The organism is Nocardia sienata NBRC 100364, assembly GCF_001613205.1.
GTDB classification, from domain to species: domain Bacteria; phylum Actinomycetota; class Actinomycetes; order Mycobacteriales; family Mycobacteriaceae; genus Nocardia; species Nocardia sienata.
In genome coordinates, this window is record NZ_BDBX01000060.1 from 1 (window position 1) to 25,402 (window position 25,402).

The window sequence follows — 25,402 nt, forward strand, 5'->3', positions numbered from 1 at the left end:
GGGCGGAAGCGCGCCGGTACCCGCCGGGGCGCCGGAGGCCGCGTTGCCGGTCCCGGCCGGTGCGGTTCCCGCGCCCGTGGTGTGCTCAGCGGGCGCCACGATACCGGGCGTAGCGGTGACGCCCCCGGCCGCAACGCCGCTCTGGCTTTGTCCGGGCGGGGCACCGCCGGGACCTTGTGCGGCACCGTTCGCGGCGACCGCCGGATCCATCTGCGTCGGAGGAGTCGATGGGCCGATACCGGCACTGGTGCCGGGACCGGTGACCACAGGTGCACCCATCTGGCTGTTGGGGGCTGTCGAACCGGGGGCGAACCCCGCGGTGACAGGATCGCCGAATGCCCCGACACGGCCACCGGCGTTCTCGCTCGAAGGGCTCAGGCTCGCGGCGGCTTCCGCGTCGGCCCGCTCGTAGGCATCCGCGGATTCACGCAGAGAGGCGGCGGTTTGCTCGTGTTCTCTGGCGAGGGCCTCGCCCGCGCGTAGCCGGGCGTCGTAGTACCGTTCCAGCGCTTCCTTGACCGGATTGGCGATCTTGCCGTAGGTGGGTTCGAAGTTGGCGAGCCATTCAGTGGGTGGCTGGGCCCATTCCCGGGTCTCCGCCGCAACCAGAAGGTGCTGAAGGGCCAGCTGACGCAGTACCGCAGGGTCGATCTCCAACCGTTCCGGCATGCTCGATCAATCCTTTCCCACCAGCGATTCTCCTCATTGTCGATTCTCCCCAACCTTGGGAATACTCGCCGGTAGGCGAAGGCGCTGCTCTACCGGCGGACGCCGGTGGTGACCGTCGACCGCCGCGGAGCCGGTGGGGCCGCCGGCGGCGCCGCGAACAGCGGATGCCCCAGCACCTGGGCGTGCGTGTACACCGAATCGCGCACTGTCTGGCGCGACTTCTCCTCCAGTAGGAGCAGAACCAACTCGTTGCAGCGGCGTTGGAAGGTGAGGGCGCGCAAGATCGACAAGTCCGAGCCCGGATCGAGGTCGGCCGCGCCGGACCGGAGCTCCCCGAGTCCGATTCGGCTGGTGTCGGCACGATGCCCTAGCGCGGTCGCTGCGATCAGATCGTCGACATCCTGGAGCTCCTCCCACCAACTGTCGGCGAAATCGCGGCCGTCGCGCAGAGCGCGCAGAATACGCAATCTGATCTCCGGTGCCTCCATCGTGTCCACGGGCGCGAGTTCCGCACGCTGGACCCGGATATGCGCGTCGACCGCCAGTTCCAGACAGCGCACCGCGATATCGCGGTCTCCGACCTTGGTCGCGCGGTCGAGCAGGCGCGGCGATGACGTGACCCCCAGACGATCCAGTGTGCCCGGGGCAGGACGGCGCAGATCCATGGTGTCCGAGGCCGCGACCGACCCGGCCAGTGCGACGGTGCCGAGCCGCCCGGCGAGAACCGGGTCCATGGGTTGCGACGAGGCCAGCGCGGACAATTTCGCGCCGGACTTCGCGCCCCAGGCGATCGCGAACTCCACCAGGATCCGAGCAGGGTCCGCCGTACCTTCCCACCCGGACCCCTCGGATACCGCCCACAGCCACGGCAGCGACACTTCGGTGGGCAGATAGAGCCGGGCAGGCAACCAGCCGCGGCCCTCGTTCGAGGTGACGAACGCGCTGACCCCGCTGGAGTGGCGCAGAATCGCCACTGCCCAATCCACACCGACGACCCAGGAATCGGTGGCCGCACGAATCCCGCCCAGTAGTGTGCGCGCGAGGACCAGGTCCCCGTCGACGCGTTCGCCGACCACGAAGGCCGGCGCGGAAGCCGCGATCATGGCGGCGCCGACGGCATCCTGTACGGAATCTCCCGGCCCACGCGATTTCCCGGCGCCCGGATCACCGTCCGGCACCGGCACCGGCTGCTTCCCGACGGGCGTCGCGGTGACCCCCGATTGGGAGGCCGAGGCAAGCGCTTTACCGGTGGCGCCCGACCCGCGCTGCGTTTCGATCGGTCCCACCGCACTCCGGCCGGCCTGTGCCGATGTCACCGCCGCGGGGGTGGAGGCGGGGCCGCTCACCGCTGGACCGCTCGCCGCAGCCGCGGTACCGGCGCCGGGTACCGCCGCAGCCGTGGTCGTACCCGAGACCGGGCCCATCGCCGCCGGCGCTACCGGCGGTACGGCGCCGGGAGGCGCATTCTCCGCCTCGGACTCCGAAGTGACGTGCGCGCCGGCCTGCTTGCCGAAAGCCCAGGCCTCCGGCGTATCGGCACCATCGTGGGCCGAGATCTCACGGTCGGGCCGCGCGGATTCGTCGGACCCACTACCGGCCTCGGTGCTCGGCGATTCGGATCCGGTCGACTCGCTCGATTCGCTCGATTCGGTCGATTCGCTCGACTCGGGCGACTCGTCGACAGCAGCCGTGTCGACGCCGGTCTCCGCACCGGCCTCACCGGCTTCGGCCGGAGGAGTCGTGTTCTGCACCTGCTGTCCCGGCTGCGGGACTCCGGGTCCGGCGGATTCGGGGTTCGTCACCCCAGGCGCAGCACCGGTGGTATCGATCTGCCCGGCCGGCTCCGTGAGCACGGGCGGGCTGTCCTCTACGCCCACCGGTGGTTGCACGTCGAGATCCGGTGGCGGCCCGAGCACCGTCGGAGCTGTTTCCGGATGTAGCAGGCCGTCGATCAGGTCTATGAGGATCTGCCCGAGGACCGGGTCGGGCCGCACGGGGCGGTCGTGGCCGGGAACCCACGGTCCCGGTTCGAACCCCGGCCCGTGGTGGCGCGGAACGCCATCGTGCCGGCCGGGCCTGCCGGGCGCTCCGGGTCTGCGGGGTGCGACACCGGGAACGCCCCCACCCTTGCGCCACGGTCCCGGTTGCCCGAGGGCTTCGGCGATATCGTCCAGCCTCGGTAGCCCCTGCGGCCCCATCGAATTCAGGGCGGCTGCGACGATATCGCGCACATCGCCCTGGGCGTCGGACAGGATGGCCTCGGTCGCCCGGCGATCGGCTTCGGCCTCGGCCGCGTCGCCTTCTTCGCCGTCGCCGGTGTTGTCGCCTCGGGTGGCCTGCTCGATCCGTTCGGCGGCATTGCCGACCACGTCGAGGATCTGATTGCGGGTACGCCGGACCACATCACCGATGGTGTCGAAGGTATCCGCGGCGGCCCGGAGAGCCGTCGCGGCAGCCCGGGGATTCTGCTCCAGCGCCACGAGCGCCCGTCGGATCTCCGCCAACCCCTCCGACTGCTGCACCGTCTCCTCGAAAGCGCGTCGCGCCTTCGCCACGTCGATCGGATTCAGGGCGTCGGCACCTTCACGAGCGTTGTCGGCCAGCCCGTGCCAGGCCGACGGCGGTGTCTGCGGCCAGTTCTCCCCGACGATCCGATCCCAGTACGGACTCGTCTGCTCCGGCGCCATCGTGTCAGGTCAGACCGCGGACGAGCGCACGGTAGCGCTACCGTCGTCATCGGCATTGGCCAGAACGGTTGTGCCATGGCCGGTCGCCTCGACGGTGATACCGGACTGTTCGGTGACGTCACCGGTCCAGGCCGCGAAGAGATCGAGAACCACCTCCCGCACCGCCGTCGTGGCGGCATCCAGCGGCGAGCCACCTTTCATTTCGGCCGCCAGCGAATCCACGGTCGTACCGAGATCGTCGGTCATCACCGTGAGCGCCCCGGCGGCGTCACCGACGGTCGCCTTCACCGCGTCGAGGGAAAGGATCTTCACCATGGTCGTGTCCTGTCTGTCCGATGCGGGGGTCAGGCGGGGCGGAGGCCGAAAGCCTCGTCTTCCATGGCCTGATAGGCGGCCTCGGTCGGCAGGCCGAACGAGTCGATCGTGTAGGAGCGAGCGCCGTTGGACTCCATCTCCCGCCGCAGGCCGAGGCGCGATTTGGCGTGCGCGAGACCGGCGACCTTGAGTATCTCCGCGCTCAACCAGCTGTCACCGTTGTCCTGCGCCTCGTCGGTGATGTGCAACCCGACGATCTCGCCGTCGCGGTCGCAGGCCACTCCGACGGTGTGATCGGGGTTGAACACCTCGTGTATCTGCGGAGCCGCCGCGGATTTGGTGGCCGCACCTTCGTCCTGTTCGTCTTCGATATCGTCGTAGTCGAAATCGTCGTTCATCTTCTTCTCCTGCGAATCTATCCGGCTGCCCGGTCCAAGGTCTGCGACAGCGCCGACCACGCGGCGTCGCCGATGGTCATCACCAGCCGCAGCTGCCATACCCGCGCTCCCAGGTACATTTCACCGGTGCCGTCGCCGAGCAGGTCCAGGTAGTCCGACCCTTCGACATCGGAGTTCATCGAAACCGTGGTCACCGGTGGATTACCGTCGTCCACGCTGATGATCGAACCACTGCCGCCGGGTATGAAGCTCTTGCGGCATCGCGGACTGCTGCCGATCGCCACATCGGCACTATTGGTGGTCACGGTGATGTTCGGGTTCAGCAGCAACTGCATCACCCACGACCGTGCGGCCAGCTCGGGCCGGTCACCGTTGATCCCGATGACCAGCGATCCGGCCAGATCGACCACCAATATCTGGTCGGTGCTGGTGATACCGACGACCACCAGCCGATTGGAGCTGTCCAGAGGAGCGGGCAGATCATCGGCTGCGACCGTGCTGGAATCGGCGCCGATACCGCCGTTCGCGGCGGGATATTTGGTGACGATGCCGGTAGCGACATCGACCGAGAAGGCGACGGCCGGGTTCGGCGAGCCGGAGCCCAGCGCGGCCAGGCGCGTGAGACCTTCCTCGTGAAGCCAGCCGATGGCATCGGCGGCCGAGACCGAATCGTCGGCCGCCTCCGCGGCCTCGGTACCGGTCACCGCACCGCCTCGGGGATCCCGGCGGACTCACGACCGTCCGCCGCGTCTTCCGCCGCGCCGTGCTCGGTGATCACGGTTTCCATGATCACCTGGTATTGCCGGGCCGCATCCCGGGTGCTCTCCCGGATGGCGGCCATGATCTCGGCTGCCAGCTCCTCGCTGGTGAAGCGGCCCGCGGTACCCGGCGCCAGGTACAGGCCGGTGAGCCGCCCCATGGCATCCACCTCCGGGATGACGGTGCCGCTGGGCGAGGGCCGCCGGGCACGCACGTCGTCGATACGCTCCCGCATATCGGCGATGCGATGCCGTAATTCGCGGGCCGCGTCCAGCGCGGCCTGCACGTCTGGGTGGATGCTCATGCGTTACCTCCGGAGCGGGTCGGGGCCTGATTGGCCGGCGTCGGGGTCGGCTGGGTGACCGTCGGCGCGATGGTGGGCCGTTCCCCGATAACGGGTTCGGTGTGCGGGGTGTCGTCGACATACATCAGCCGGTCGGGATGCCAGGCGACCACTCGGTTTCGCTCGTTCCCGCCACCGGCGCCGCCGGCACCACCCATCCCCCCGCCCATGGGCGCTCCCATGGGCATCATGGGCGTACCGGCACCGGCGCCGCGACCGTAGGCAGTACCGCCCGCTCCGCCGTCGCCCATCGGCAACCGGGCCGGCGACCCGACGTTGCCGCCGGTCGCCGCGGTCAACGGCATCGCGGTTGTGGCCGAGAGAACCTGTACATCGGCCGCGCTGGGAATCGTGCTGCCGGGCAATGAGGGCGAAAGCGAGGGCGACCCGCCGGACGGACCGCCCAGTGACGGTACCCCGTAACCCCCGAGACCGTAGTCGTCGAAGGAATCGTCGTACCAATCGTCCTCGGAGATGTCATCGGCCTGATCCAGGCCGTTGCTGCCGAGCTGCATCATGTTCATCAGCATCGGCAGCATCTGGGAGAGCGTATCGCTGGAACCGCCGGAACCGGTTTGTGTCTGCGCCGCGGCGGCGGTCCCCTGCGACGAATTCGCGATACTGGTACCGGTCTCGGTGGCGTAAGACCCCGCGGCTTCGCCCGATCGTACGTTCAATTCGTTGTATTCCGCGGTAGCGGCGGCGAGCGCGGCTTCGTTCTTCGCACGCGCCGCGGCCAGCATCCGCTTGCGCGCGGCCAGGATCTCCTCCGGGGTGGGATGTTTGGCCTTGGCTCGGGAGAAGGCGTTGCCGTAGTTCTCGGCCCCTTGCGCCAACTTCTCCATCGCGTCCCCCAATTGGTCCATCCAGCCGCGGTACGTGGCGAATCGCTCGGCGACCTCTGTCCCCACCGGCGTCCAATTCTGCAGGACCGAACTCGCACTATCCATATCGGCGGATGCCTGGGTCCGTGAGCTCGCGTTGAACAGCCGTACCGAATCCGCGAAGCGGTGCGCGGGCTCGGGCCCCGGACCGTTGTGCAGCTGCTTGGCCAGGGTCAGCGGGTCCCCGGTGACCACGGGCATACTGCTCAACCCTTCCGGCACGCGCCGGTACCCCACCGGCTCCACGGCCGGCACCGGGTTGGCGACCAGCTCACGCCCCGAAGCGTTGAGAAGGCGGGCGCCCTCGTCGTCGGCCACCGAATACTGGGTCGCCGCCGCACCGATGTGATGGGCGTCGCGCTGGATCTTGTTCAGCACCCCGATAGTGGCGTTGAACAGCGTCGCGGCCTGGGCGTTGAGCTGCGGAACTGCCTGCGCAGAGATGGGGTCGGCTCCCGCGGGCAGCACCCATTCACGTGGCATCGCGGCTCCGGTGATCCGCGCGAGGTCCGCCGATCGGCCCGCGACCGATACCAGTTCACCGAGATCGACATTCAATGGCATGTCTCATCTCCTCTCACACCGTGGCTCCACAACCGCTAGACCGGCATCGTGAGCACCGGTATATCGGCCGTGGTCTGGTCTCCGGACGTCGCCATCGTTTCACTGTCCTGGCCCGTGTCGCCCGTGGCCTCCACACCCTTCGGGTGCTTGAAGCCGGCGAACTCACCGAAGTCACCTCCAGTATCGGACATTTCCGTTTCGAACTGCCGGAACTCTCCGTTCACCACAGCTTCGACAGTGCCGGTTTCCCCGTCTCCGTATACGACGAGAAGGGCGGTCCGGTACTGCGAGTCCCCGCTCGAACCAGTATCCGGTTCGTTCTTCTCGGCGGTATCGCCACCGACGGTGACCACTGCGGCGGGCTGGATCTGCGCCTCGCCACCGCTCTGCGCGGGCACCGGCTCCGCCTTCTGCGGCTCGCTCTTCGGCTGCCGGATGATGAAGGTCGCGACATCGCCGGTTTTCGGCGGATAGACTGCCTCGCCGATATCCCTGGAATTCGTCCACGCCCCCGCGGTTCCCTGATACGCGACCTGGGCGTCGGTACCACTCTTGTTCGCGAGCGCCTTGTCGAACGCCTGCGCCACAGCGAGCGGGACGCGCTGGGTCTCCTTCGGGAACGCGTACGGCACGAGACCGTCCTCCCCGGGCACCCGCTTCGGCACCGCTGTGCCGGGCTGGGTGGAGGTGGCGCCGTTGGGGGCACCGGCCGGGTGATGCACCGCGGGCTGGGCCGGAGTGGCGGCGGCGTTGTTCGCGGCCGCCTGATTCGACCACGGCGTGGTTCCTACCGGCTGCTGCGCCTGCGGCAAGGTCGCGACGGCGGCCTGGTCGAAACGGGATGGATCCAGATCCTCCATCTGGTCGGACATATCCTTGTCCGCCTCGTCTCGCATTCCCCTTTGGAGGGCCATGAGTTGCAGCGGCATCAACATGTCCATCAGGCCGCCCACCCCGCCCGCCCCGCCCATCGATCCGGCGGACCCCAATTGGGAGGCGCCCGGGTTGAAGGCGGCGCCCGGATCGTAGGAGATGGGGTTGACGTTCGGGGGGGTGTTCGCCGCGCCCGCCAGGTTTTCGGCCTTGTCCCGCCACTTCTCGCTGGCATCCTTGAACGCCGAGGGATCCGGCGTTGCAGCACTGCTGGTACCGAGGTCGCCCGGCTTCCAGGGGTTGTTCACGCCGATCTGCGAGCTGTCGGGGGTCAAGCCCGGATTGTACTGCTGACCGGCGAAGCCACCGACCGAATTGGCCAGGTTCTGGGCCGCGGCCCTGTCCTGCTCCGCGGTCGGAAGCTGAACGCGATCGGCCGCGTTCTGGCTCGCCATCGCGGCATTCTGGATCTCGTTGGCGAGTTCGGTGAAGCCCTGACCCAGCACGGTGAGGAATTCGATGTCCGAACCGGTCTGCAAGCGTTCCACCATGAACCTGTTGACGCCGACGATGAGCTTCCCGATGTTCTCCTTGCCGCGCCTGCTGATCTCCTCGACGGTCGGCAGCACACTCACCACGCTCTGCTGCGTATCGGTGAGTTTTTTCCCCGCATCGTTGAGCGCGTCCGATACGTTGCGATAGGAGGCGCCGCCGGCGCTGGGACCGGTGGCACCCTGCACCGTGGTCGGCATCGCCGGAATCGGCGACACCTTCAGTTCTTGCTTCTTCTTCAGATCGCCGAACATCTCATAGGTATCCACCAGCGAGTACGCGAACGAGTTGGAAGGGCCGCCGTACCACGTGACAATGCTCGGATTGAGTTTCTCCGGTCTCAGCAGGAACCCCTGTCCTTGCTGGGGAGACGAGCCCTGCTGGAAAGGAGGCGTCCCCATCAGGCCCACCGCCGCGGCCGGCTTGTAGCCGTCCCATACCAGGGTCACCCTGTTCACCGCGGCTCCCGGTGTGTCCCCGCCGGATCCATCGGATCCCCACTCCCACGGCGGGCCGTGCTCACCGAGCATCATGGCGGTCGCCGAGCCGAGACCTACCAGTGAGCCGCGACCGTACTTTTCGAATCTGTCTGCATTCTTACCGGCCGCCTTCGCGGCCTCCTCGGCCTTCTTGAAGGCCGCCTCCGCGTCGCTCTTCGCCTTGTCCAGCTCGCTCCGTTTGCCATCGAGCTCGGTGTGCTTGTCGTCGGCTTCGTCGAATTTTTTGCTCGCCGCATCGCGGGCCTGCTTGGCCGCATCAGCCTGGCGTACCGCATCCTCGAGTTGCCGATCCGCACTGGCCCATCGCTGCTGCAAGGCCACGTTGCCCGGGTCGGCATCCAACTGGGCCTCCAGATCGTCGACCTTGGCTTGAAGCCTATTGACCTTGTCGTTCGCCTGCTGCAGAGCACTATTGGCATCGTCCAGTGCGGTCCGCGCGGAATCGCGAGCAGCTTCCGCACTGTCGAGAGCCGCCCGCTCGGAGTCGGCCGTCGACTTGGCCGTCTGCGCTTCGGCCAGCGCATTGTCAGCGGTGGTCTTCCCTTTCGCCAACCCCTTGGTGGCGAGTCGTTCCAGACCCGCACCGGCCGCGCCACCGAGCATTCCGGAGAGGAATGCCTTGGGTGAATCCTGGAGGTTGAAGCCGCCGTTGGCGACCGCATCACCCGCCACCGCACCCAATCCACCGGAGGCCGACCCGACGACGAGTTTTTTTATGAGACTATCGCTGGGGCCTTTGAAGACATGTTCGGCGCCATAGCTCACCAGCATGTCGACCCCGAACCCCGCTACATCCCTCCACTCGACCATTTACCCCTCCTACACAGATGCCACAGCGCCGGGTGCGGACAGGTCGACCGGCGAGCCGGGAACGGCAGTCGCGGCGGACTTGTCTGCCACCTTCTCGATTCCGGGTGGATGGAAGATACCGACGAATCCGCCGAACTCGCCTGCACCGTCACGCATCTGCGACAGATCCGCGATTTTCACCAGTGCGCCGTCGACCACCGCTTCGAGCATGTCCTGGCCGTCGAACTTGACGAGTACGGCGGTCCGCTCCTCCCAGACGCAGACATCGCCGGTCATCACTTCGTTCGAGTCGATCCGGCGCCCGATCCGTTTCGAATCGGTCCACTCGGCGGGTGTCCCTGTATACGCACTACGGGCGTCGGTGCCCGCCGCGTTACCGAATGCCGCGTTCAGCACCCCCACCATCACCGGGGAGACCTCTTGAGTCCGGCTGTCGGGGAAAGTGTAGACCGGATTGTCCGCGCCCTCCGATACGGTCGCGGGCATCGGCTTCCCGGCCGGGCGCCCGGAATCGGGGCGAGCCGACACGGTCTTGGCGTCGCCGTTCGACGCTGCCGCCGGTTGTCCCGGTGCCTGTGCGGCGGGCGCGGCGTTCGTCGTGGGCGCCGGGGTGGGGACCGCCGCCACTGTCGCTCGGTTGTCAGGCCGGTCACGCTCGACCCGGTGGCCGGTCTCCCGCTCGTCCGGAGCTCCCCGACGAGTCTGTCCCAGCATGGTCTGCATCAGCTGTGGGAGCAGCATCGATTGGAAGGCGGATTTCATTCCATCGGCCGGGGGGGGCACCGTGGGGGTAACAATGGGTGTGGCTGCGGCCGCAGTCGTGGTGGCCTCCGGCGTGCCGGCTGCTGTGCCGAGTGGATCGGCGCCGGTGCCGATGCCGGCCCGGTCGGCGGCCGATCGATTCGCGTCCGATTTCGACCGGGTGTCGCTCGTGAGATCCCACGGGGTTGGTGCGGGGACCGCCGGCGGACTCGTCTGCGCGGTCGGCCCCGGCTGGGGTGCGGCAGGAGTGTAGACGGGGTAGGTGCCATTTCCCACGGGCGTATTCTGCGGGGATCCCGATGGCTGTCCGCTCTGTTCTGCAGTCGGCTTCTCGGACTCGGTCGCGGCACCCAGCGCCTTGAACGCTTCCACGTAATAACCGAGTATGGACGCGGCGTTCCCGTAACCCGCTTCGACCAGCACCATCGCGTAGGCATCCTCGCTCGGCGCGACGGCTCCCAACATCTTCAAACTTTTCGGGTCCACCCGGAATACCGGTAGACCACTGTACGGACTCGCCTTCTGCGAGTACTCGGAATTAAGCCTGTCGATGAACTTCAGACCCCGTGGGTCCAATTCGGCGAAACTCTTCAGCGCCTCCACCACCGCGGCGAAATCGCTGCGGCCCGCACCACACAACTGGCTGGTCTGCTGGTTCACCTCCTCGATCTTCGGCGCCTTGGATCGCAAATCCGCAAGTTTCTTGCGCATTTTCTCGACCTTTTCCGGATAATTGGTGACCCCGGCCTTGTCCTCACCCGAGATATCACTGACGTTCAGTTCCTTCGGCGGGTCGAGTTTCCCCGGCTTCTCACCGAAGGTGTCCCAGTACCCCGCATAGGCGGTCGGCAGGGTGCGATAGTTCGCCTCGACCGGCGGGGTGAGTTCGAGACCCTCCGGCAACCGAGCCGGATCGGGCATCATGATATGAGGCATCTTGTCCGGGATGGAGGAAAGCTCCTCCTCGCTGATATCGATCAACGGGATCTCGGGATAACCTGTGTGCCGATGCCATTTATCCGGGATCGACTCGAGGAAAGCGGTGGATTCGGGAGCGAAAAACGATCCGATGAGACCGAGGCGGGTCTTCCAAGGCGACAAATGCGCGCCGCCGAGCCATTCGGGAATCGTCTTCGCGAACAGCCCCGACTGGTTGTAGGCGATCTTCTCCGCACCGGGTCCCGTCATCCGCCGAGCTATGTCGAGTGAATGTTGCCTACGGAGCAGCCCACCGACCATACCCTTGGCCGGACCTCTGAACGCGACACCCCCCAGGCCACCGATCAACGCACCCCCGGCTCCGAGACCTGCTCCCAGCAGGATATTCTCACCTTTCAGGCCGGCCGTGACACCACCGACGATACCGCCGGCCAGTGCAGCGCCCGGTGGGCCGCCGAGCGCGAACCCCGCGATGCTCACGCCGCGCATGAGGAGGTCATCGCCGAGTCCCTCGACGACACCACCTACTGCGTCCCAGAGGCCCACTTCTCACCTGCCTCAGGTCGGGACGCCGGCCGTCGGCGTCATACGGTCGTAGTCGGCGCGGTGGCAGGGGATTTCGGTCCGGCGGAGCCGAGATCGCGGGCACCGGCAGCCGACCATGCGCGCCTCTCCTTCCTGACAGCCCCATTGTCCGGGATTCCCACCGAGGGGAAGCGGTGACCTGGTACGACAGGTCATCATCGAGACAGCGACCCGTAGACTGACGTGCACGAAAAATGCCCTCTTCCATCGAGGCCCGGATTCATGCGCAGGAGGAACACCCGGATGAACCTGCGTTCTACCCGGCCGGCGGCCAACGGTCGCCGGAAGATATTCGGGCAACATTCTCGTCGTGTCACCGGACAACTCCGCATCACGGGTCGTCAGCACCGGTACCCGGCGGTGAGCGCGATATGACGGCGCCGGTTCGTTCTCCCCGGGTGGCTCGTGCCCGCGACTTCCGATGTCGCCGCGGCGTGGACACCGGCTGGGACCCACTGCGCTGGTATCCCGATACGCTGGTCCGACGTGCCCGCGACTGGCTCGGCGAGCGTCCCTGGCATCGGCGGGCGCTGTGGCTGTCGGCCATCCTCTTTCTCTTCGTCGTATTCCCGGGAATAGTCGGCGTCGTCGCGACCGCGCAGGTCAGCAGCGGCGTCTCACAGATCGACGGCCTCGGTTGGATGAACATCACCGATTCCAACGGAGTGCCGCTGTCCAGCTACACCTTCGCCTCGAATCGCGGCAGTCTGCTCAATCCCGGTTACACCGTGTTGTGGACATTGATCGGCCTCGAATTCGTCGGCTATATGGCCATCGTGACCACAGCCATCTGGATAATCGGCTTCGCCTTCGGTTTCACCTGGCTCGATATGTTCGCCAACGCGCTCAACGGTGTCGCCGCCGCGCTCTCCCGGCAGCTCGCCACTCCGATGATGCTGATCACCGCCGCGACCATCGGCACCTTCTTCGTGGCCTGGTTCATAGTCCGTGGTTTCCCCAGTAAGGCCACCATGCAGGTGATCACCATGCTGGGGGTCGCGATCATCGGCCCGGTATTCCTGGCCGAACCCCTCGCCGATGTGCTGTCCTCCGACGGCCTGCTCACCCAGGGCCGGGATGTGGGCATCTCGGTCGCGGCGGGGCTCACCGGCGACAACAATCCCAACCCGGTGCTGCTGGTGAAGACCATGCAGGAGGATCTGGCGGACAATTTCGCCCGGAAACCGGTACAGGTATGGAATTTCGGTCAGGTCGTCGACAACTATGCGGCTTGCGAATCGGCCTGGTCCTCGGGCGTGCTCTCGGGTAAGGACGACAACATCCTGAAGGGCATCAAGCAGTGCAACTCCGCCGCGTACGCCCGTGCCGACAATCCATCGATGGGTCAGGTGGGTACCGGCCTGATCCTGCTGGTCTGCGCGACACTGCTGCTCGCCTTCGCGATCTACCTCGCGTTGAAGGTCATCAAAGCGGCCATGAACACGATCTACCACGGCTTCATGTCGATATTCGGTTTCGCGGCAGGCGGCTTCATCTACGGCCCGACCCAGACCTTCCTGGTGCGCAATATCGTCGACGGACTGATCGCCGCCGCTCGGATGACCGTGTTCACCATCTTTCTCGGCGTGTACATCCTGTTCATGAGCAACCTTTTCGATCAAGCGCAGGGGCAGGTGATGTCGGTCATCGTCATCGCCTGCGTCGTGGAAATCGTGGCGATCTCACAGGTCCGGCGGCTCAACAGCAGTCTGTCCCGCGGGAACGACTGGATCGCGAACCGGTTCTCGCTGGCTATCCAGGGCGGCGGTGGCGGCTCGGGCGGCGGTGGTGGTGGTACCGCGCTCGGGATGGGCGGTATGGGTGGCGGCGGCGGTGGCGGCGGCGGATCACTGAGCGGCCTGGCCGCCATGGCCGCCCTGAACACCGTCAACAGTTCGCCCGTCACCGCGTGGCTGATGGCCGCCACACCGAGTCCCTTCAGCCCGCTGGCACGGGGCAGGAAGCGGTCTGACCTGGCGAATATGATAACTGCCGAATCCCGGATGGACACCTACCAGTGGGGCGACCATGCCCGGGCGAACTGGTTGCTCAAGGCGAAGACCCGAGCGGATAAGGTCGGCGGGATGGGGACTGCCGCCGGTATCGCCAACGCACTGGACGGCCTCGGTGACAACCGGGTCCCGGACGGCAATATGGCCGCGGCGTTGATAGCCTCCGGTGGACCGGATGTCATGGTGTCCCATGCGCTTCGCGCGGCAGCGGCCCAGAAGTCCAGTATGTCGTCGAATCCCTACGGCTGGGGTCCGCTACAGAAGGCCCTCGCTGCCTCTCGTGCGATCGAGAATCACATGCGGCCCAGCGATCCGGTCGACTTGCGCAACGCATTCGCCGCGCAGGCGGTCGTCGCGGCGGACAATTTCGCCCGACACACGAATGCACCCCCGCCCGGCGTCCCGGTCAACCATGGGTTCATCAACCGGGTCCGGCAGAATTGGGATTCGGATATCGGGCTGCAGCAGGCCATCACAGCGGGAGAATGGAACTCGGTCGGCCGGGCCACTCGCTGGACTATTGCCACCGAGGTGACGACAGCTTTCCAGCAGGCCGTGCACAGCTACGAGGCCAACCCGACAGACATGAATCGCCGCTTGGTCACGCAGTGGGCTCACCGGCTCGCGAACCTGGACCACATGGACCCGGTTCAGGGCCTCGATCCCTGGGATCCGTAAAGACTGTCCGCGCCGCGCGGGTTTCCCGCAGCCGACCACGGATTCCTATATCGCCCTACCCGGGGCGAGTACCGCGGCCGATCGAGCACGGTCGGCCGCCGTACTCGCTGGGTCGTCGCCGGCGCCGAGGCGATCCGAGCGGGGGCGACGGACCTCTGGATTCGTTATCGGTCGAGAAGCGGCCCGGTGGATTCGCCCCCGGGCCGCGCCTTCCGCTCAGGCGAAGCGACGGGCCTCGTAACTACGCGGGAGACTCGCAACCTTGATAGTCTCACCGGTTCTCGGCGCGTGTACTACCTGCCCGTTGCCGATGTACATCATCACGTGACCCATCTGACCGTTCTTCCAGCTGGTGGACGGGAAGATGAGGTCCCCTGGTTTGATATCGCCGGGATTGACCGCGGGCAGTTGCCGGTATTGGTCGTTGGCCACCCGCGGGATGTTCACACCCGCCTGCCTGGCGGCATATTGGGTGAGACCCGAACAATCGAAACTGTTCGGACCCTCCGCGCCCCACACATAGGGGTCGCCGATCTGGGCGAGCGCGTTCTGCACGGCGATCTGCGCACGCTGTGAACCGCCCTGTCCGGCTTGTACACCTTGCGCAGTCGATGCCGCAGCGAACTTCACACCGCCGGGCAACTGCTTACCGATGATGTTGTACAGGTACTGGTTGGTGAGCTGATTTATCGCCGAGGCCGTGTCGCCGTTGTTCGCCGTACCTCCGGAGACGATCTTGTGCGCGGTCTGCAGAGCCGCCGTCAGGATCCGGCGAACCTTCTGCTGTCCCTCTTTGGTGTAGGCCATCGGCCCCAGCTCGGCCAGCGCCTCGTTCGTCATTTTCAGCAGCCGCCGTATAGCGTTCTGGTCGACCTTGTTCGAGGCGCCCACGGTGGACAGGTAGTTCACGAACTGCTTGTCCAGATTGTTGAAGGCGGTGGCACGGTTGGCCTGGAACAACCGCTTCGCCTTGACCATTGCCGGGCCGTCGCCGGTGCCCTCGTCCGCACCGGTGACCTTTTCCCGCAGTTTCTTCATTCCGGGGTCGGCCGGCTCCCCCTCGCCGTATACGGACTCCAGCGCCTTCAGCGCCTTCATGGCCTGTTGGGACTCCGGATCCAGCGCCGTGCCGCCGGCCGCCGCCGTGGGAGCGACGGTACCACCCGAACCGCCACCGAGCAGACCCGACAACGCCGATCCGATCATCGGCAGCAGAGCGGCGCCGGCAATCATCGCCATGGGCGCCATCTGCGCCACGGTCTCCGGGTCGACCAGCGGTTCGGGTTCCGGCCGGTCCTCGGTCCGGGCGGGAGGCGCAGCGGGCGGCGCGGCTACCGGCGGTGGCGCCTGAGCGGTAGTGGTCGCGGAGGAGGGGGCCGGCGCGGGGGGCGTCGTTGCCGGAGGGGGAGATACCGCCGCACCGGACCCGGGCGCGGGCGCGGGCGCAGATGGGGGTGCAGACGCGGAACCGACCGGAGGAGCGGTTCCGTTCGGGGGCTGGGCACCGGGCGGTGGCGTGGGTGCCCCCGGCGCCGAGCCGTTTCTTCCGCCACCCCAGGTTCGGCGCTCTCCGGGCTTCCCCGGCTCCCCCGGCTGGGTGTCACCGCCGTCCCGTTCCTCGCCGACGAGATCGATCTCTATCGGGTACGGACCGATTTCCGCACTGGTCACGCGGCACCCCTCAATACGCGTTTGATCTGCACCTCGGCGCCCTCGGGAAGGCGCAGACGCACGAACTTTCCGCTGTCCACCGTTACCAGTTCCCCCGGTCCGAGCGCGACGCCGACCCGGGTCGCGCGGCGGTCGAGGTACTCCCAGAACACCAGATCACCGGGAGATGCCGCTTTCGGGTCGACCAGTTGCCCGCAATATCCCTGATCGCCGACCGTTGCCGGCAAGACCGCAGCCGCCACCGCGCTGGTGGGGTCGCCGCAGTTCTCCACCGCGACCGCCGCCGGTGCCCGGGTCGGGGCGCACTGGCCGGTTACCCGGGCGATCGAGGCACTGTAGACAACATCGCGCGCGTAGTCGGCCATTGTCGCGGTGCCTCCCGCTTCCGAATAGCGCAGTGCCAGGTCGGCAGCGCAGGAGACTGCGGGCCCGGTATTGAACTCCTGCCACGGCTCCTCCTGAAACGGCGCCGTTTTCATCGCCGACGCGCATGCCAGGTCTCGATCGGTGACATCCGGATCATCCGGGTCGAAGGTCAACTCCGCATAAGGATTCTTCTCCGGTCTCGGTTGCCGCTCGACCGATTCCGGACTCGACGCGGGGGTCGTGGTGGCCGTGGCCGGCGTCGACGCGCCCGGCTCCGGCCCGAGCGCGATATCGCACTGCAAGTCGTACTTCTGCTTGGCGAACGACATGTTCTCCGCCGAGGGAACGAGCGACGCGAGTACTAAGCCCGGACCACAACAGCAGATCGCCACGACGGCCACCACGATGAGCAACCGCACCGTACCCTTGGAGCCGGTCGAACCCGGTAGGTCTGCCATCGTCACGCCTCGGTCACCGCACCGCCTCCGGCTCTCGTCGTTCGGTCTTCGCCACGACGGTCGGAGTACTGGTGATTGCTTCGGCCCGATCCGCCCGGGCCGGGCCGAGCACCTTACCGCGACCGATCCGGCTCAATGCATCGCGCATGAACATCTCGCCCCGGCGCTCTTCGGGCACCTGTCGTCCCGCGCCCACCGGCGGCGAGGTTTCCTCCCGCAACGCCTGGAGCAGGAACGGCGCCTCCTCCAGATCGACTCCGAGCCACTCCAGACTGTTACGGGCCAACGTCTCGTCACGCTGACGGAAAACGAAGCGATTGGGGATCAGATTGTGCGCGGCACCCTGGAAGTCGGTGGCGGGATCATGCGACGCGAGACCGATGGCAGCCAGGTGTTTACGTCCGTCACGGCTGAAGTCGGAAGTCACCGCAGCTCCCACCTGGGTCTGGGTGAAATGGTGTGCCTCGTCCCCCACCAGCAGGCCGAACCGGCCGTTGTCGGAGAGGAACGCCTCCCGGGCGGTGACCCCGACCAATTCGTACAGCGCGGTACCCAGTCGTTTGGTGAGCGGCAACCGGTTGTACAGATGCGGCGTGGTGAGTTCCTCGGCGGTCGGTAGCGCGAGCCGATGACTGCGGACCACCGTGGCCGCGGCATCCAGCCGGATCGGCGCCAGGCCGGGATCGAACAGTACCGGGACCCGTTCCACGATGGTTCCCAGCCGCGAGGCGAGATCGGAGTACTCCTCGAGCGATCCCGGCTCGTCGCGCAGCCGGCAGACCACCCGGAACAGGTCCAGCAGGCTGGTGATCTTGTGTTCTTCGATCCCCCGCGGGGAGAGCAGATTGCTGATGACCGCGCCGGTCCCCGAGGTCGGTGAGAGGTCCAGCAGCGGCAGCACGGAGTCCAGTGCGCGTTCCCCGGCCACTCGCGGATCGAACAGGCGCAGCGGGTCCAGCGATACTGTGGGATTTGCCAGGTCGATGATCACGGCGTCGTCGATTGCGGAGGCGAAATGCTCCCATTCCCCGACCTGACTGCGGTCGATGGCGAGGAACTGTCCACCCATATCGTGGACGAGGACGGCCATCAGCTTCAGGAAATACGATTTACCCGAACCGAGTTCGCCGGTCACCGCGAAGGAAGCGGACAGATCGTGCAGCGCCGCCTCCATGATCCCGAAGTGGATCGGCTCGAAATGGCCCGACAGCAAATTGATCCCGATGACCGGCCCGCTGTCGTCACCGATCTGGCTCGTGGTGAAGGGTACGAATCCCGCCCACATATCCGAGGGCACGATATGGGCGAAATCGTCGAAGGCCCGCCGCGGCGGGCTACCCGGCACCAGCAGCGACCAGAGATCCACCTGCGCGCCCACCGGCGCGGTCATCTCCACCTGGAAACGCTTGTATCGGCGCCGTAGCGTATTGACCGCGTCCATGGTCTCGTCCCGGGAGGGGCCTCCTACTGCGATGACCGTGGTGAAGGAGACCTCGGATTCGCCGCCGTTGACCTCGAAATGCTGGTTGTACTCACTCAGCATCTGCGCCTTGGACATCAGTGTGTTCTGCGCGAAGGAGATCTCCTGGTCGCGCTGGTCCATCTGCTCGCCGAGCCGTCGCAGGTTGATCTCGTTGGCCTTGAGTACCTGGTCGGCGGGTTTGGTGGAGATCCGCATCCCCCAGTCGACCGTGACATCGCCGAGGCCGTCTATCACGTTGAGGAATTCACTGCCCCCGGGGAACATCATTCCCGCGTAGGGAAACGAACGCGGAGTGAGCATCGCCTGGTAGGAAGGGCGATAGCCGGTGTCCGGCTGTACCACCTTGATCACCGGGACGAACGAGGGGCGCAGCCGGCGCTGTGAATCGGCTCGGGCGCCCTCGTCCAGCGCCGCGGATTTGAACACCGCCGCGGTCGCGTCGTCCAGGGCACCGGCGCGGGTGGGGGCCACCGGATCGCCTACCGCGCCGCGGGCCAGATAGTGCTCCCACAGCCACTGGAACATCGCCGCCGGCACGGGTACCGGATCGAAGTCGCCGCCGATCCGGGACAGGATTTCGTTCGCCTCGTTCTCGTAGGCGTCCAACTCGGCCCGTGAGATGGCGGTGGCATCGATCGTGGTGGTACTACCCCGCCACATGCGCGAGAGCGCGGAGATACCGCTGGTATTGGCGGTGCCCACCGGGATCGAGAGCAGGAAGATCCGGGTCTGCGGGGCGATGGCACGGACCCGCTCGTAGGAGGCGAACACCTCGTCGGCGTAGTCGGCGCATTCATCGAGATCCACACCTTCGACCATTTTGCTCAAGACGTCGATGGTGTTCTGCCGGGCCTGGATACCGAGCAGCAGCGACCCGTTCGGCAGGTTGTTGACCAGGGAATGATGAGCGAGTTTGACATCGTATTTATCGCTGGCCTTACGCAGGCCGTAGCCGAGCGGAGTGATGAAATAGTTCGCTGTGACCAGTCCGGAATGGGTGAACTGCAGATGCCCGCGAATCGCGGCGGTGGGTTGTAGATCCCGGTTGAACCCCATCAGCGTCCCTCTCCGCTCTTCGGTCGCCCCCCATTACTGCCTATCATCGTCCGCCAATTCGAGGGTGTACTGGACGCCGAGGGGGTGCCGGCCGCGGTGGCGGATTCCACCACCCCCACCGGTCGCAGGAAACGGTTCGTCCCCAGCATTTCGAGAATTTGACCGCCGCGCGCGGCGTTGCGCTTGCCGCGCTGTCTCGCCGATGTGGAGGCGGCCGGTTCGTGCGGCAGGATCGCCACCACTGTCTCTTCGACGAACATGGTGATCCGAGCCGATTCCGGAGTGACCGGCATACCCGAGGCGAGCGCGGGTTTCGGATAGAGGATGAGCCGGCCGAACCATACGATCCGGGACAGCAGCCGTACTCCTGTGTAAGGGATCAGGCCCAGCCCGAACCCGATCACTACGGTCAGCGCCACACCGACCAGGAAGGTGATCGCCGGATTCACCGGCAGGGTCATCGCGCCGAAGCCCGTGAGAATCAACCCCACGGCCACACCCGCCACCTGCGGCAGGGTGTAGGGCCCGAACGGCAACTTCTGGCCGTTCTGGGCCTTGCCGATCATGGTGGGGACACGTTTTACCGGCGTGAAGACCTTGATCACCTGGGTCACCTATAACCACCCACGGGGTGGTCCGGCACGATCATGTTGGCGTCACCGCGCGCGTAGTTCACCAGGGTCGGCAACATCCAGAACAACACCGCGGCCAGGATCGCCGAACCCGCGACACCGAGAATCTTCGCCGGGGACAGTTTCGATTTCGCGGCTTCCGAGATCATGACGCCCATCGAGACAATGGTGATCAGGATCAGGCCCGCCCAGCGGACGAAGACGAGAATCCCGTACAGGATGTTGGATATATTGCCCATGTTTTCGTCGCCTCACGTCAGTTCTGGGTGGCCCGTGGAATCTCTACGGTCGTGGTGGGTGCCCCGGTGGCGCCCGGTGCCGGACCGGCTCTCTCCCCCTGGTTCACGACAGCGGTGAGCGGCTCCTTCAGGGCCGGCATCGTCTCGATGAACCGCACCTGCCACTGCCCGTCACCGCGCACCATCGTCAGCGGGTAGGCGAGCGCCGGAGCAGCCCCGGACTGTCCTTCGGGTGTCACTGTCGCCAGCACACGCGCGGTACCACCGGCGGCTCCGCAGGTGGTGTCCTCGGCGGTGACGGCCACAGTGGTCAGCTCGGTGAACGGGGCCGGGCTCAGTGCCGCGATTCCGGAGTCGACACTCACATAGCGCGCGACATCCCCCGAGCCGGTCAGGTAGGCGGTGAGGAATCCGGTGACGACCTGAGTGAACGGCGTCTCCTCGCCGCACGGCGCCGAATAGGCCTGGGCCAGATCGGCTCCGACCCCCGGCGGCTGCACCGCGGCGGGCAGGGTCAGCGCCCGTAGATTCCCCTCCGATATCGAGACCGGCACACGGTAGTACTGCCGAACACTGTCGGATCGACTGCGTCCCACATGTACCGAAACGGTTACCGACCAGACCTCCACGGTCCCGGCGGACAGAGTCCGACTGGTGTAGACGACGATCGGGTCGCGCACCTGCTGACCGGTTTTCGGCAGCGAGAGCTGCTGGGAACCGCCGACATAGCGGGACAGAGCCTCCTGTTGCCCGGTCCCCGCGCTCAGGTAGGCGACCACGAAATCCTCGGCGAAGGAACCGGCGAGGCGGTCGTGGCCGGTCACGGTGACCATCGCGTCATCACCGGGGGGTTGAGGATCGGAGGCGAAGAAGTCGTAGACGGCGTGGCCGCCACCCAGCACGGCGAGGACCGCGAGAACGATCACGACGATATTGTCGCGGCGCCTGCGCGCGGCCATCTGGCGAAGCAGCGCTTCGCCGGAATTCGCACGCCCGGCCACCCCAGTCCTCACTCTCGAAATGGTAAAGAGCAGCCGGGCCACCGACCGCAGATATCTTCCCACATCTGGGGACTCGGCTGCCCGGGCGCGGGGCCCGCGACCTCAGGACATCGCGTTGTGCCGCAACCGGCCGGCGAGCCGATACCGGAGCTGGTCGTCGTATCCGATCGGCGTTCCCGGCGCGGCCAGATCCGCCGGTTCCGGTTCCACCATGGGGATATCGTCGGCAACCCGCACGAGCTGAGCGATGGCCAGCTCGCTGTTGGAGAACCCGGGGTAGGGATACAGCAGCAGTGAGGTCGGGGTGTAGCCGCCGGCGTAGTTGAGCGCCCGCAACGTAACCCCGGCGCTGTCGCCACCGCGCACCCGGGAGCCCAGATCCATCAACCGGACCCGATCATCGGGATGGAAGACATCGACCGGCCGGAACAGGTAGTCCCATCGCATCCAGGGTGCGGGATCGGTCAGCCAATGAGAAATGCTGGCGTGCGCCAGCTGAACAACCGCCAAGTGGTTGCCCGCCCTCCGGTGCGCCTCCCGCAAACCGACACTTTCCAGTGTCGGCCAGACCGCCGGGTCGTGGTCGGAGGTGATGTCCTCTATGAGCCACCAGGCACCGCGGACGTGCTCGTCGTTACGTGCCCGCACCGTGATCCGCCACCGGGTGGCGCGACCCGCGTTGCGTAGTACAGAGACCTCGAATTGCAGCTTGTCGCCGGGGACGGGCCGATAGAGGAGATCGAGTACTTCGGCGTGCCGATCGAAGGCCGAGATCCGGTGGAAGAATTCCGCGATGGACATCCGCGGCACGTATTCCTCGGGTGCGATACCCGAGAGGGCGGTGATACCGCTGGGCTGCGCGAGGGTTTGACTGTCCAGATCCCAGATCGCTCCGACCGCGCCGGGTAACGGTGGCACCGGGCCATTCTGAGGCCCGGCCCACCAGCGGACAGCGTGGACCTCGCCGCCCGGTCCGAAGACCGGGCGCACGATCAGCCTGTGCGGGCCCGAGCGGGTGGACACAGATTTGTCCACCTCGACCGAGCCTTCGATGCAGGCGCGGAGAGCCTCGGTGATATCACGGGTGCTCAGCCCGTCGTACAGGGCCGGCGTACGAGCCAGCTGTCGCTGCAGTACTCGTCGCCAGTCGGCGAACTCCCGGGCGGTATCCCCGACCGACGCGACCGAGAATCCTTCCGGCGCCAAAGTTTCGACCGTCACCCAGGGGATCACTGCGCCCTCTCATCGCGTGCGTCCTACTGTTGCGCGGTGGGTGCCTCAAACGAGACAACGGCCGCAAGAGATAATGTACCGTTGCGCAGCGGTACGTTCAATAGTGGACCTTGGGCCTATCACGAAGAGCGCCCAGCGCAACCGAGTCCGTTGGCAATCCCTGTTGACCGAGCCTGTGGCCCGCCGACCCGAAAATTCTACGGAAACCCTTGGCAACACGAAACGTTCGGGGTCGCCGAGGGGCTCCCGCACCGGAGATCACGTGGACCGGAGCCGAGAGGCGACCCCATCCGGAGGGAACAGCTATTCATCGGCAAAGCCGGCGGCGGCCGCCCGGCCGCCACAGCTCGGGGTTATGGAGCAACCGCGGCACGGAGCCCTGGACACAGGGCCGCGAAGGAGCCGGTGGCCTCGACTCCGCGTTCCGAGAAGGAGAATTCACTCACCCTGCGAGGTCAGGGCGATAACACCCGCACCGGCCAGCAGGCCGAGATCCTCCAGCTCCGACGCGACCGCCCGCAGTCCGGTGAGAAAAGGTAGCCGCGCGTGCATCGCGACGGCGTTGTGCAGCGCTTTCCACAGCGCCGATCCGGGCGTGGCGATCGGCCCGCCGATCACCACCCGGTCGATATCGAGCAGGGGCGCCACCGAGGCGATCGCCCGGCCCAGCGCCGTACCGGCCCGCTCCAGCGCCGCGATCGCGGTCCGGTCACCCTCCTGCGCGTCGGCCGCCAGAGCCTCGAGCGAGTCCCCGCCCCAGCCCTGCTCACGCGCCCATTTCGTCAGTGCCGCACCGCCGGCCACCGATTCCAGGCATCCACGTCCTCCGCATCCGCATCGGTCGTCGAAGCCGGGCACCAGAACATGGCCGATCTGGCCCGCGTTACCGGTACGCCCGACCACTACGAAACCGCCGACCATCACACCGCCGACAATCGTGTCCGAGACGTATACCGACAGCGAATCCATGACCTCCTGGGTGGCGCCGAAATGCCGTTCGGCCAGTGCCAGGCACACCCCGTCGAGAGCCATCGCGACGGTCGCGGCAGGGAACAGCTTCTGCACCGCTTCCACGAGCGGAAAGCCGGATTGCCATTCCCTCACCTGATCCGGCGCCACCACTCCGGAAGCCATATCGATCGGGCCGTTCGAGGCGATCCCGACCGCCGTGACCTCTCGCCCCGCGGCGATCTCGAGCAGCAGCTCCCGGACCCGATCCCACGCCCCGGCACGCGGGACGGGGATCCGCTGGACCCGGTCGGCCCCGACATCGTCCGCGATCTCGATCGCAGCGAAGCGGGCCGGACCGATCTCCAACGCCAGGATTGTCATCTACGCACCACCAGAGCTAGATCCGTGTTTGCCCCGGAGCATAGTTCAGACAGCCGCCGACTCCGTCGGCCGAAGCGGGCGACCCAGTACGATATGCCGTTTCGGCGCACCGGCGACCGCTGTGCCGTGGGTCGGACGTGGACCGTTGCGAATGATGCGCATCGGGCGCTTGTGGTCGATGGGCACCGTCCGGTGCCGGTCGAGATTTTCGATGATATTGCCCGAGTTGTCGTAGGCGACGCCCGCCCAGATCATGGCTCGCGGCGCATCGCCCCGCTCGATGAGTGTCTGCGCCAGCCGACTGCACTGGGCGAACAGTGGGCAGCCATAGCAAATGCGCACCGCTGAATGCCAGGCTTCCGGAGTGCCGGAGTCGAGGTCCCAGCTGTCGGGTACCTCCGCGCACGGGGGCCGCTGCGCCGATTTCGCCGCGGCCGGCAGCGGCGTCGCGGGAAGCCGGGAAGTAGTGGTGGCGCGAGGTGCAACCACGCTCAGGGAACGAACTCGCATTGTGCTCATAGCCGTCTCCGGAACTGCCGAGGGCACGCCGGGGGAACCGATACGTGTCCCGTTGGTCGGGCGGAACGTCAGGGCTGCTCAACAGTCCCCGGAAACCAGCTGGTGTCAGCTGTATCACGCACGTTAGAGCACAGAAGGCTCTCCAGGCAAGGCCTCATGCCGTTAGGTAACGGGACGTTGACGTGTTTTTCACATCTTTTAGCCGCTGCTCAGCGGTTCGTTTGGTTACGGACCGTTTATCTACGGGCCCGATTATGGTTTCCTATACGTATGGCTGGCGAATCCGAGTACACGATCGACGAGCTGGCGCGGGCTGCCGAAACCACCGTGCGCAGTGTCCGCGTGTACCACGAGCGTGGGCTGCTGCCCTCGCCCGACGTCCGGGGCCGGATCGGCTACTACGGCTCGGACCACCTCAACCGGTTGCAGACCATCAGCCGTCTGCTCGGACGGGGTATGAAACTGAACGGCATCCGGGAACTCCTGGCCGCCTGGGATCGCGGCGACGGTCTCGGGGATGTGCTGGGTGTCACCGACCAGACCGTCAGTACCCCCGGGCGGCAGGCCCCGGCCCCGGCACAGCCCGAGCCCGAGGAGCCGGTTCACGAACTCCCCGAGTACGTCCAGCAGGCATTGGCCGCCAGTGACGACCCCTTCGACGTGTACCGGGTCACCAACCCGCGCTGCAGCGATCTGGCCACCCGGCTCACCGATGCCGGCCTGCCCGCCGCCGCTACCTTCCATCTGGTCGAACGTATGCGCTCGGATTGCGACCGTATCGCCGACCGCTACGCCGCCGAGATCTTCTATGTACTGGCGAGTCGCGCGTACGAGCAATCCGAACGAAACCCCAAGGACCGCACCAAACTGGAGACCGACCTGGCCATTGCCCGGTTGATCGTCACCCGGGCCGCGTCCGAATTGATCGATCAGGCCTTCGGCCGACGCGCGGAACTCCCGGCGCCGGAGGTGGAGATCGGACTTCCCCGGGCCGGTCAGCAGAGCGCGGTGAACGACGGAAAGCAGCCGTCACGGTCGCGGATCTGAGGGCCGGATCGGCGGCGCGCGGCGGCACGAACGAA

Annotated in this window: 20 protein-coding genes; 2 read left to right on the forward strand and 18 right to left on the reverse strand. The window is 66.6% G+C overall.

Annotation, left to right across the window (positions count from 1 at the left end; genetic code table 11):
- From NS4_RS27490 to NS4_RS27530, 9 genes are all read right to left on the reverse strand, one after another.
- The coding region (locus NS4_RS27490) for a type VII secretion target (protein WP_245665783.1) at window positions 1-669 on the reverse strand (669 nt) is incomplete at its 3' end.
- 89 nt (window positions 670-758) lie between these two features.
- The gene (locus NS4_RS27495; RefSeq protein ID WP_063062398.1) at window positions 759-3,356 is read right to left on the reverse strand and encodes a hypothetical protein; all 2,598 of its coding nucleotides are present in this window, start codon (window positions 3,354-3,356) and stop codon (window positions 759-761) included.
- Between the two features lie 9 nt (window positions 3,357-3,365).
- Window positions 3,366-3,671, reverse strand: coding sequence for a hypothetical protein (locus NS4_RS27500; protein WP_063062399.1), 306 nt, complete (start codon window positions 3,669-3,671; stop codon window positions 3,366-3,368).
- 29 nt (window positions 3,672-3,700) lie between these two features.
- Window positions 3,701-4,069 (reverse strand): hypothetical protein, encoded by a 369-nt coding sequence (locus NS4_RS27505; protein WP_063062400.1) that lies wholly within the window; start codon window positions 4,067-4,069, stop codon window positions 3,701-3,703.
- Between the two features lie 17 nt (window positions 4,070-4,086).
- Window positions 4,087-4,773 (reverse strand): hypothetical protein, encoded by a 687-nt coding sequence (locus NS4_RS27510; RefSeq protein ID WP_063062401.1) that lies wholly within the window; start codon window positions 4,771-4,773, stop codon window positions 4,087-4,089.
- Window positions 4,770-5,132 (reverse strand): YbaB/EbfC family nucleoid-associated protein, encoded by a 363-nt coding sequence (locus tag NS4_RS27515; protein WP_245665785.1) that lies wholly within the window; start codon window positions 5,130-5,132, stop codon window positions 4,770-4,772. Before NS4_RS27515 ends, NS4_RS27510 begins: the two co-directional genes overlap by 4 nt.
- Window positions 5,129-6,619 carry a PPE domain-containing protein gene (locus tag NS4_RS27520; protein WP_063062402.1) on the reverse strand — a complete coding sequence of 497 codons (1,491 nt, stop codon included), beginning with the start codon at window positions 6,617-6,619 and terminating at the stop codon, window positions 5,129-5,131. The genes NS4_RS27515 and NS4_RS27520 overlap by 4 nt, the downstream gene beginning before the upstream one ends.
- A 35-nt stretch (window positions 6,620-6,654) precedes the next feature.
- Window positions 6,655-9,354 (reverse strand): hypothetical protein, encoded by a 2,700-nt coding sequence (locus tag NS4_RS27525; protein WP_063062403.1) that lies wholly within the window; start codon window positions 9,352-9,354, stop codon window positions 6,655-6,657.
- A gap of 9 nt (window positions 9,355-9,363) precedes the next feature.
- Window positions 9,364-11,601 (reverse strand): hypothetical protein, encoded by a 2,238-nt coding sequence (locus NS4_RS27530; protein WP_063062404.1) that lies wholly within the window; start codon window positions 11,599-11,601, stop codon window positions 9,364-9,366.
- A 473-nt stretch (window positions 11,602-12,074) separates the two neighbouring features.
- On the opposite strand from NS4_RS27530, the gene NS4_RS27535 reads away from it, so the two are divergent.
- A complete protein-coding gene (locus tag NS4_RS27535; protein ID WP_063062405.1) occupies window positions 12,075-14,330 on the forward strand; it encodes a hypothetical protein in 2,256 nt (751 codons plus the stop codon).
- Between the two features lie 216 nt (window positions 14,331-14,546).
- Here the strand turns inward: NS4_RS27535 and NS4_RS27540 are convergent, their stop codons facing one another.
- The 9 genes from NS4_RS27540 to NS4_RS32485 all read right to left on the reverse strand — a co-directional run bounded on the left by NS4_RS27540 (window position 14,547) and on the right by NS4_RS32485 (window position 24,320).
- Window positions 14,547-15,569 (reverse strand): C40 family peptidase, encoded by a 1,023-nt coding sequence (locus NS4_RS27540; protein WP_169811824.1) that lies wholly within the window; start codon window positions 15,567-15,569, stop codon window positions 14,547-14,549.
- Between the two features lie 428 nt (window positions 15,570-15,997).
- Window positions 15,998-16,825, reverse strand: a complete 828-nt coding sequence (locus NS4_RS27545; RefSeq protein ID WP_157106287.1) for an NlpC/P60 family protein — start codon at window positions 16,823-16,825, stop codon at window positions 15,998-16,000.
- A 13-nt stretch (window positions 16,826-16,838) separates the two neighbouring features.
- Window positions 16,839-19,364 (reverse strand): ATP-binding protein, encoded by a 2,526-nt coding sequence (locus tag NS4_RS27550; RefSeq protein ID WP_063062408.1) that lies wholly within the window; start codon window positions 19,362-19,364, stop codon window positions 16,839-16,841.
- Window positions 19,364-19,978, reverse strand: coding sequence for a hypothetical protein (locus NS4_RS32860; protein WP_174552144.1), 615 nt, complete (start codon window positions 19,976-19,978; stop codon window positions 19,364-19,366). The genes NS4_RS27550 and NS4_RS32860 overlap by 1 nt, the downstream gene beginning before the upstream one ends.
- Window positions 19,975-20,235, reverse strand: coding sequence for a hypothetical protein (locus tag NS4_RS27560; protein WP_030525365.1), 261 nt, complete (start codon window positions 20,233-20,235; stop codon window positions 19,975-19,977). The genes NS4_RS32860 and NS4_RS27560 overlap by 4 nt, the downstream gene beginning before the upstream one ends.
- Window positions 20,236-20,252: 17 nt before the next feature.
- Window positions 20,253-21,248, reverse strand: coding sequence for a conjugal transfer protein (locus NS4_RS27565; RefSeq protein WP_245665787.1), 996 nt, complete (start codon window positions 21,246-21,248; stop codon window positions 20,253-20,255).
- A gap of 90 nt (window positions 21,249-21,338) precedes the next feature.
- Complete coding sequence (locus NS4_RS27570) at window positions 21,339-22,457, reverse strand: GAF domain-containing protein (protein ID WP_063062420.1); 1,119 nt, start codon at window positions 22,455-22,457, stop codon at window positions 21,339-21,341.
- Window positions 22,458-22,907: 450 nt separating this feature from the next.
- Window positions 22,908-23,801, reverse strand: a complete 894-nt coding sequence (locus NS4_RS27575; protein WP_063062409.1) for an ROK family protein — start codon at window positions 23,799-23,801, stop codon at window positions 22,908-22,910.
- A gap of 45 nt (window positions 23,802-23,846) precedes the next feature.
- Entirely contained in the window at window positions 23,847-24,320 is a 474-nt protein-coding gene (locus NS4_RS32485; protein ID WP_157106288.1) for a hypothetical protein, read from the reverse strand.
- Window positions 24,321-24,590: 270 nt separating this feature from the next.
- Between NS4_RS32485 and NS4_RS27585 the strand changes: the two genes are divergently transcribed.
- Entirely contained in the window at window positions 24,591-25,367 is a 777-nt protein-coding gene (locus tag NS4_RS27585; protein WP_084487788.1) for a MerR family transcriptional regulator, read from the forward strand.
- Window positions 25,368-25,402 lie beyond the last annotated feature (35 nt).